Source organism: Calidithermus terrae (assembly GCF_003574345.1).
GTDB classification, from domain to species: domain Bacteria; phylum Deinococcota; class Deinococci; order Deinococcales; family Thermaceae; genus Calidithermus; species Calidithermus chliarophilus.
Genome location: NZ_QXDL01000192.1, coordinates 1 through 7635, shown reverse-complemented (window position 1 = coordinate 7635; position 7635 = coordinate 1). Strand labels below are relative to the sequence as shown.

Below are 7635 nucleotides of genomic sequence, written 5' to 3'. Positions count from 1 at the left end.
CCCCAGCACCCGCCGCAACCCCTCGGGGGTGTTGGGGTCGGCCAGGAGCTTTTGCACGGCCTGGGGGTCGCCGGCCTCGAGCGCCGCCCTCAGGGCGCGTTCCTGCTCCTCGAAGCGCCGGGCGATCTGGGCCTTGACCTTCTCGGCGTCGAAGGAGAGCTGCGCCCCGGCCTCGCCCCCTGCCGTGTTGCCCGAGAACTGCAACTGCGCGCGCAGGGCGGGGGGGAGGTCGGCGGTGGCGGCCTGGACGCGCGGGGTGAGCTCGGCGCTGAAGGTGTTGGCGAAGATGCTGCCCAGCACCGCGACCCCGATGGTCGAGCCCATCGAGCGGAAGAACAGCGCCGAGCTGCTGGCGACGCCGGTCATCTGCGGCGGGACCGCGTTCTGCACGGCCAGCGTGTACAGCGGGATGGCCGGGCCCAGCCCCAGGCCCATCAGGATCATCTTGAGCGTGACCTCGGCCTGGGTGGACTGGGGCGTGAGGGTGAAGCCCATGATGATGAAGGCGGCCGCCAGGACCACGATGCCCGCGAGCATCAGCGGCTTGTAGCGCCCGAAGCGCGAGACGAGCTGCCCGGAGATGACGTTGCCGAAGACGATCCCGAAGGTCAGGGGCGTGACGGTGAGCCCCGAGTTGGTCGCCGACAGCCCCACCACGATCACCATGAACAGCGGCAGGAACACGATGGCCGCCAGGAAGCCCGCCCCCAGCACGAAGGAGGCCGCGTTGCCCACCGCGAAGGTGCGGTTGGCGAAGAGCGAGAGGGGGAGGATGGGCTCCTTGACCCGCCGCTCGGTCAGCAGGAAGCCCGCCAGGCCGGCCAGGGCCAGCGCGAACATCCCCAGGATCTGCCAGGAGCCCCACAGGTAGCCGGTCTCGCCGGGGCTGAGCTGGGTCTTGCCCAGCGACAGCGCCAGCAAGAGCGGCACGGTGAACACCAGCAGCCACGCCGCCCCCAGGTAGTCGATCACCGGCCTGCGCTGGGAGAGCCGCAGCAGGGGCATCCGCAGCACGATGAAGGCCAGCGCCACCGCCCCGACGGGCAGGTTGACGAAGAAGACCCAGTGCCAACTGATGTTGTCGGTGAGGAAGCCGCCCACCAGCGGCCCCACCACGCTGCTCAGCCCGAACACCGCGCCGAAGAGCCCGGTGTAGCGCCCGCGTACCGCGGGGGGGAAGATGTCGGCGATGATGGCGAAGGCGGTGGTGAAGAGCCCCGCCGAGCCCAACCCCTGCAAGGCCCGGAACAGGATGAGCTGCACGGCGCTCTGCGCCAGCCCGCACAAGAGCGAGCCCAGCAGGAAGATGCTGATGGCCGTGATCAGCACGGGCTTGCGCCCGTAGAGGTCGGAGAGCTTGCCGTAGATGGGCACGAAGACGGTGGAGGTCACGAGGTAGGCGGTGGTGATCCAGACGTAGAGCGAGGGCTCGATGCTCAGGTCGCGCTGGATGGCGGGGCCCGCCGTAGCCACGATGGTCTGGTCGAGGGCCGCCAGCAGCAGGCCCAGCAGGGTGCCCAGCAAGGTGAACAGGCGTTCTTGTGGGGTGAGTTCGGGGGTTTTGAACGGTGTGGGTGCTGCCATAGGTCCTCCGTATAAATAAGGCAGTTTTACTGCGCCCCTGCCCGCGCGAATGTACAGCACGTTACCCGGTGGCCCCTCCCGGGCCGGGCCGGCGGCGGCCAGGGGTCGCGCCGCACGCTCGAGGCGGCGGGGCGCGGGAGAGCCTCCCGCGCCCCTGGCTGTCCTCAGCCCTGAAGCCCCTGCTTGATGGCCTCGAACTCCTCGAGCGTGATCTCCCCCCTGGCGAAGCGGGCGCGGGCGACCTCGAGGGCGCTGTCGCGGTGCCAGAAGGGCTTCCAGTCCTCGTGCCCCTGCTCGCGCTCGAGGCCCGCCTTGATGCGCTCGTACTCCTCGCGCCCGATCTCGCCCTTGGCGAAGCGCTCGCGGGCCGCGTCCAGGGCGCTGTCGCCGCCGAAGGGCCCGCCCGCGTAGCGCATGCGCCGGCAGGGGCCCCGGCCCCAGTCGCCCCGCCCGCCGTGGCGGCCCCACACCAGGAAGCGGAAGACCCAGAACAGGAAGACGAAGAACAGCAGCGTGCCCAGAAAGTTCAAGAAGCCCAGGCCGAAGCCCCCGTAATGCCCCATTGCCATCGGTTCCATCCTCATTCTCCTTTGGCGCCCGGTCTTCGCCGAGCGTTGGCCAAAGGGTAGGGCAGGGGCTGTGAACGGCGGGGGCGGGTTGTGTGAACGCGGTGTGAACGAACCGGCTTCGGCGCTTGACGAACGGCTGACATAAGGGGGGGAGACTCGAGGTCATGAAGCCTCGAGTGTTGATCCTGTGCACCGGCAACTCGGCCCGTAGCCAGATGGCCGAGGGGATCGTGCGGGCAGTGGCGGGCGACGCCGTCGAAGTGATGAGCGCGGGGCTCGAGCCCAAAGGCCTCAACCCTTACGCGGTGCGGGTCATGCGGGAGATCGGCATCGACATCGCCCACCACGCCTCCAAGGACGTGCGCGAGTTCCTGGGCCAGTCCTTTACCTACCTCATCACCGTCTGCGACGACGCCAAAGAGCGCTGCCCCATCTTTCCGGGAGTGATCTACCGCCTGCATTGGCCCTTCGAAGACCCCGCGGCCTTCGAGGGCAGCGAAGCGGAGACCCTGGCCAAATTCCGCGAGGTGCGGGACCAGATCCGGGAGAAGGTCGAGGGGTGGTGGGCGACTCTGCCGACCGGCCGTTCCTGAGGCCGCTGTGGGCTACCCCGCCCGGTTAAAGAAGTAGGGGCGCAGCGTGCTGCGCCCCTGCCGGGGACTGACGGTCTCCTAGCTCGAGGCCCCGGCCTTCGGCTTGGGCCCCTCGCCCGGCGGGGTGCCGCCTTTGGACTTGCGGGTCAGGCCCGACCGGCGCTCGCTCTTGCGGGTGTAGCCCATGGCCTCGTAGAGGGCGCTGTCCGGGCCTAGGGCGGCGTCGGCCAGCACCGCGGCCACGACCCGCATGCGGGCGGCGAGGGAGACCTGGTCGGCCCGGTCGCGCTCGGCCTGGGCCTCGAGCAGCTCGTTCTGGAGCTGGGCGATGCGTTCGCGGGCTGCGAAGGAAGGGGCGATGAGGGCTCTGAACTCTTCGAGGGTCATATCGGCCAGCCTGCGCTCCGGGGCCAACTGGCTCCACGCGACCTCGGCGGCCTGGATCTTCTCCAGGGCGGATTTCGGATTACCGGCCATTCAACACCTCCCTCACGGGTATGCCCTGTGCGGGCGGGCATCATAATTGCGCTTTGATTCCAAAAATGTCAAGGTGGACCCCGTCCAGTCGCCCTCATCCGGTGGCTTGCCGGCCCTTTAGGCTCGACAGGAAGAAAACTCCTGCGCCGGAGAAGCCTTTTCTCCTTCGTGGGGGAAAGTCTCTTAGGAGGAAGAGACTAATTCCGCTTAACAAGAAAAGAATTCTTACGCGCAGGAAGGGTATTCCCCCGGACAGGAGCATAAGTCCGGCGCATAGGATGAGCACTCTCCTGCGGGAGAAAGCCCTTCTCCCGCACGGGAAAACCCTTCCTCTCGAGCCGCGCTGGTCAGGGCCGGGCCTCACCCGGCCAACGGGGCAACGCCCCATGGCGCTCTGCCGGGGGTGGCCCATCGCTATAGGTGCCGGGGCGCTCGAGCGCGCCCCGGGAAGAGCCGGACGCTGGAGGGGCCGCCCCTGCGCCTCGGTCCCCGTGCCGCGGCACGGCCCCAACCCCCTCCGCCCGCCTGACCCCTGATGACAATTCCCTGACACAAGCCGAGCAGTCTGGAGCCGTGGAGGTTACGCCGATGAAACGAGCACTCGTTGCCGCCGCCGCCCTGCTGGGGCTGGCCTCGGCCCAGGTGACCCTGACCGGGGCCGGGGCCACCTTTCCCGCCCCGCTCTACACCGAGAAGTACATCCCCACCTTCTCCAAGCTCGCCAACGTCAAGATCAACTACCAGGCGGTGGGCTCGGGGGGCGGGCAGCGCCAGCTTTTGGACAAGGTGGTGCAGTTCGCCGGTTCGGACGCCCCCCTCACCGACGCCCAGATGAAGGAGTACCAGGACAAGACCGGCAGCGCCGTGCTGCACATCCCCGCCGCCCTGGGGCCGGTCGCCATCACCTACAACCTGCCCGGCGTCAACGAGCTGCGCCTCGACGCCGACACCCTCGCCGCCATCTACCTGGGCAAGATCGTGCGCTGGAACGACCCCCGCATCGCCGCGCTCAACCCCGGCGTCAACCTGCCGCGCCAGGTGATCTCCGCCGTGCACCGCTCGGACGGCTCGGGCACGACCTACATCTTCACCGCCTACCTCTCGGCCATCTCCGCCGAGTGGAAGAGCAAGGTGGGGCAGGGCACCGCCGTCAACTGGCCGGCCTTCAGCAGCCTCGCCAACCGCGGCAACGCCGGCGTGGCGGGCCTGGTGCAGAAGTCGCCGGGGGCGGTGGGCTACGTCGAGCTGGCCTACGCGCTCGAGAACAACCTCCCCATCGCCAGCGTCAAGAACGCCGCCGGCAACTTCGTCAAGCCCAGCCTGGCCAGCGCCAAGGAGGCCGCCGAGGGCGTGGACCTGCCCAACGACCTGCGCCTGGTCAACCAGGTGGTCAACACCAAGGACCCCGCCGGCTACCCCATCGTGGGCATGACCTGGCTGCTGGTCTTCCAGAAGCAGGAGGTCACCGCCAAGAGCCGCGAGCAGGCCAAGGCCGTCGTGGACTTCCTCAACTGGGTCATCACCGACGGGCAGGAGCTCAACGAGTCGCTCAAGTACGTGCGCCTCTCGCCCAAGGTGGTCAACCAGGCCAAGGCCCTCATCGCCACCATCACCTACAACGGCCAGAAGCTCTGAGCAGGAGTAGTTTAGACTCGAAAAGCGGAGGGGTGAGCCCATCCCGCGTCGCCTGCATGGCCCCGGCCGTGCAGGCCCGGTCACGGAGAACCCCGCTCGCCCCTCCCCGGAGAACGCAATGGAACCTGTCCAAACGCGCAGCATCCACGTAAGCCAGTCACCGCTCTACCGTGCGCTGGGCGACAGGCTGTTCGTCGGCGCCATCCTCGTCTTGTGCCTGCTGGTGATCGGCATCGTGCTGGTCATGGGCTGGCAGTTGGGGTCGGCGGGGAGCGAGGCGCTGGCGGCGTTTGGTTTTTGGGGCTTCCTCTCGGGCAGCACCTGGGATCCCGTGCAAAACATTTACGGAGCCTGGCCCTTCATCCTGGGCACCCTCCTGACCAGCCTCGGCGCGCTGGCGCTGGCCTTTTTCCCGGCGCTGGCGGTGGCGATCTTCGCGGTGGAGTATGCCCCCCGCTGGCTGGGCAGCGCGCTGAGCTACGCGCTCGAGCTCCTGGCCTCCCTGCCCAGCGTGATCTACGGGCTGTGGGGCCTGTTCGTGCTGGTCCCGGCGGTGCGGGCGGTGCAGGAGAGTGTCTACTTCTGGGCCGCCGACTACGCCCCCTTCCTGCTGCCCCTGCTGGGCAACCCCATCGGCATCGGCATGACCAGCGCGGTGCTGGTGCTGGCGGTGATGATCATCCCCTTCGCCGCCACCTTGGCCAAGGACTCCATCGCCCTGGTGCCCGCCGCCCAGCGCGAGGCGGCCTACGGCCTGGGGGCGACCAAGTGGGAGGTGATCCGCCTGGCCATCCTGCCCTACGCGCGCGGGGGCATCCTGGCCGGGGTGATCCTGGCCCTGACCCGCGCCCTGGGCGAGACCATGGCGGTGGTGATGGTCATCGGCAACAGCAACAAGCTGCCCTTCACCCTCTTCGGGCCCGCGACCACCATCCCCTCCGCCGTCATCAACGAGTTCGGGGAGGCCCAGGGCTTGCAGCTCTCGAGCCTGCTGGCCCTGGGCTTCATCCTCTTCCTCATCAGCGGGGCGCTCAACCTGCTGGCCGCCTGGATCGTCAAGCGCATGAGCGTGGAGGGACGGCTGTGAGGCCCGGCGGCAACCTCGAGCGGCGCAAGCTCTTCGACCGCTTCATGCTGGGGCTGCTGATCCTGGGCAGCCTGCTGGTGGTCGCCCCGCTGGTGCTGGTGCTGGGAAAGGTCTTCCTCACCGGCCTCTCGGCCCTCAACCTGGCCTTCTTCGTCGAGCCCTACCGCCCGCTCGACGAGGGCGGCGGCGGGCTGGCCCACGCCATCGTCGGCACGCTGATGATGAACCTGCTGGCCCTGCTCATCGGCGGGCTGCTGGGCCTGGCGGGGGGCATCCTGCTCTCGGAGTACCCCGACCACCCCGTCAACCCCTTCCTGCGGGTCATCTCCGACCTGCTCAACGGCCTCCCCGCCCTGCTCAAGGGGCTGGTGATCTACACCCTCTTCGTCATCCCGATGGGCCGCTTCACCGGCCTCGCCGGGGCGCTGGCGCTGGCGCTGGTGATGGTGCCCATCGTGCTGCGGGCCACCGAGGGGGTGCTCAAGCTGGTGCCCTGGAGCGTGCGGGAGGCCGGCCTGGCGCTGGGCTTGCCCCGCTGGCGGGTCATCCTCTCGCTGGTGCTGCCCTCGGCGCTGCCCGGGGTGATCACCGGGCTGATGCTGGGCTTCGCCCGCGCCGCCGGGGAGGCGGCCCCGCTGTACTTCACGGCGGGCGGTAACCTCAACCTGAGCTTCAGCCTGGGCGACCAGGTGGAGAGCCTGGCCCTGACGATCTACAAGTACGCGGGCGAGCCCTCGCCGGTGCGGCAGGAGCAGGCCTGGGCGGCCTCGCTGGTGCTGACGCTGCTGGTGCTGGCCGCCAGCCTGCTGGCCCGCTGGGCCACCCGCAAGCGATAAAGGTGATGACCATGAACGAGCAACGACCCCTGACGGTCCCGCCCAAGCTCGAGGCGGCTCGAGCGGGCGGGCTCGAGGCCGACCTCAAGCCCCGCATGGAGGCGCAGGGCCTCACGGTGTACTACGGCAAAAAGGTGGGGGTGGGCAACGTGAGCATGCCCATCTACGCCAACCGCGTCACCGCGCTCATCGGCCCCTCCGGCTGCGGCAAGACCACCTTCCTGCGCGCCCTCAACCGCATGCACGACCTCACGCCCGTCGCCCGCGTCGAGGGCAAGGCCCTGCTCGACGGCCAGGACATCTACGCCCCGGGCGTGGACCCGGTGGACGTGCGCCGCCGCATCGGGATGGTCTTCCAGAAGCCCAACCCTTTCCCCACCCTCACCATCTACGACAACGTGATCGCCGGGCTCAAGCTGCTGGGCGTGCGCCGGAAAAACGTGCTGGACGAAGCCGTAGAGCGCTCCCTGCGGCAGGCAGCCCTGTGGGACGAGGTCAAAGACCGCCTGCGCGCCCCCGGCATGAGCCTCTCGGGCGGCCAGCAGCAGCGGCTGTGCATCGCCCGCGCCCTCGCCGTCGAGCCCGAAGTCCTGCTGATGGACGAGCCCACCAGCGCCCTCGACCCCATCTCCACCCAGTCCATCGAAGACCTGATGAGCGAGCTCAAGAAGCACGTGACCGTCGTGATCGTCACCCACAACATGCAGCAGGCGGCCCGCGTCTCCGACTTCACGGGTTACTTCCTCACCGGCGAACTCGTGGAGTTCGGCCCGACCAGCCAGGTGTTCACGATGCCCAAGGATCCGCGCACGGAGGCGTACATCACGGGGCGGTTCGGGTAGGGGGTGGTGGGG

Annotated in this window: 8 protein-coding genes; 5 read left to right on the top strand and 3 right to left on the bottom strand. The window is 68.9% G+C overall.

Features of this window, described 5'->3' with window-relative positions:
- Positions 1 to 1584, bottom strand: a 1584-nt coding sequence (locus Mterra_RS16920) for an MDR family MFS transporter (RefSeq protein WP_119316224.1), incomplete at its 3' end; no start/stop codon positions are given.
- 164 nt (positions 1585 to 1748) lie between these two features.
- Positions 1749 to 2162, bottom strand: a complete 414-nt coding sequence (locus Mterra_RS16915) for an SHOCT domain-containing protein (protein WP_147372893.1) — start codon at positions 2160 to 2162, stop codon at positions 1749 to 1751.
- 155 nt (positions 2163 to 2317) lie between these two features.
- Between Mterra_RS16915 and Mterra_RS16910 the strand changes: the two genes are divergently transcribed.
- Positions 2318 to 2746, top strand: coding sequence for an arsenate reductase ArsC (locus Mterra_RS16910; RefSeq protein WP_027892851.1), 429 nt, complete (start codon positions 2318 to 2320; stop codon positions 2744 to 2746).
- Positions 2747 to 2824: 78 nt separating this feature from the next.
- On the opposite strand, the gene Mterra_RS16905 is transcribed toward Mterra_RS16910, so the two are convergent.
- The gene (locus Mterra_RS16905) at positions 2825 to 3223 is read right to left on the bottom strand and encodes a hypothetical protein (protein ID WP_036218539.1); all 399 of its coding nucleotides are present in this window, start codon (positions 3221 to 3223) and stop codon (positions 2825 to 2827) included.
- 588 nt (positions 3224 to 3811) lie between these two features.
- On the opposite strand from Mterra_RS16905, the gene pstS reads away from it, so the two are divergent.
- The 4 genes from pstS (at position 3812) to pstB (ending at position 7623) form a co-directional block, all read left to right on the top strand.
- Entirely contained in the window at positions 3812 to 4858 is a 1047-nt protein-coding gene (pstS, locus tag Mterra_RS16900; RefSeq protein ID WP_119316220.1) for a phosphate ABC transporter substrate-binding protein PstS, read from the top strand.
- A gap of 118 nt (positions 4859 to 4976) precedes the next feature.
- A complete protein-coding gene (gene pstC / locus Mterra_RS16895; RefSeq protein ID WP_051304128.1) occupies positions 4977 to 5945 on the top strand; it encodes a phosphate ABC transporter permease subunit PstC in 969 nt (322 codons plus the stop codon).
- Positions 5942 to 6781 carry a phosphate ABC transporter permease PstA gene (pstA, locus tag Mterra_RS16890; protein WP_245971672.1) on the top strand — a complete coding sequence of 280 codons (840 nt, stop codon included), beginning with the start codon at positions 5942 to 5944 and terminating at the stop codon, positions 6779 to 6781. Before pstC ends, pstA begins: the two co-directional genes overlap by 4 nt.
- 95 nt (positions 6782 to 6876) lie before the next feature.
- Positions 6877 to 7623 (top strand): phosphate ABC transporter ATP-binding protein PstB, encoded by a 747-nt coding sequence (pstB, locus tag Mterra_RS16885; protein ID WP_170159714.1) that lies wholly within the window; start codon positions 6877 to 6879, stop codon positions 7621 to 7623.
- Positions 7624 to 7635 lie beyond the last annotated feature (12 nt).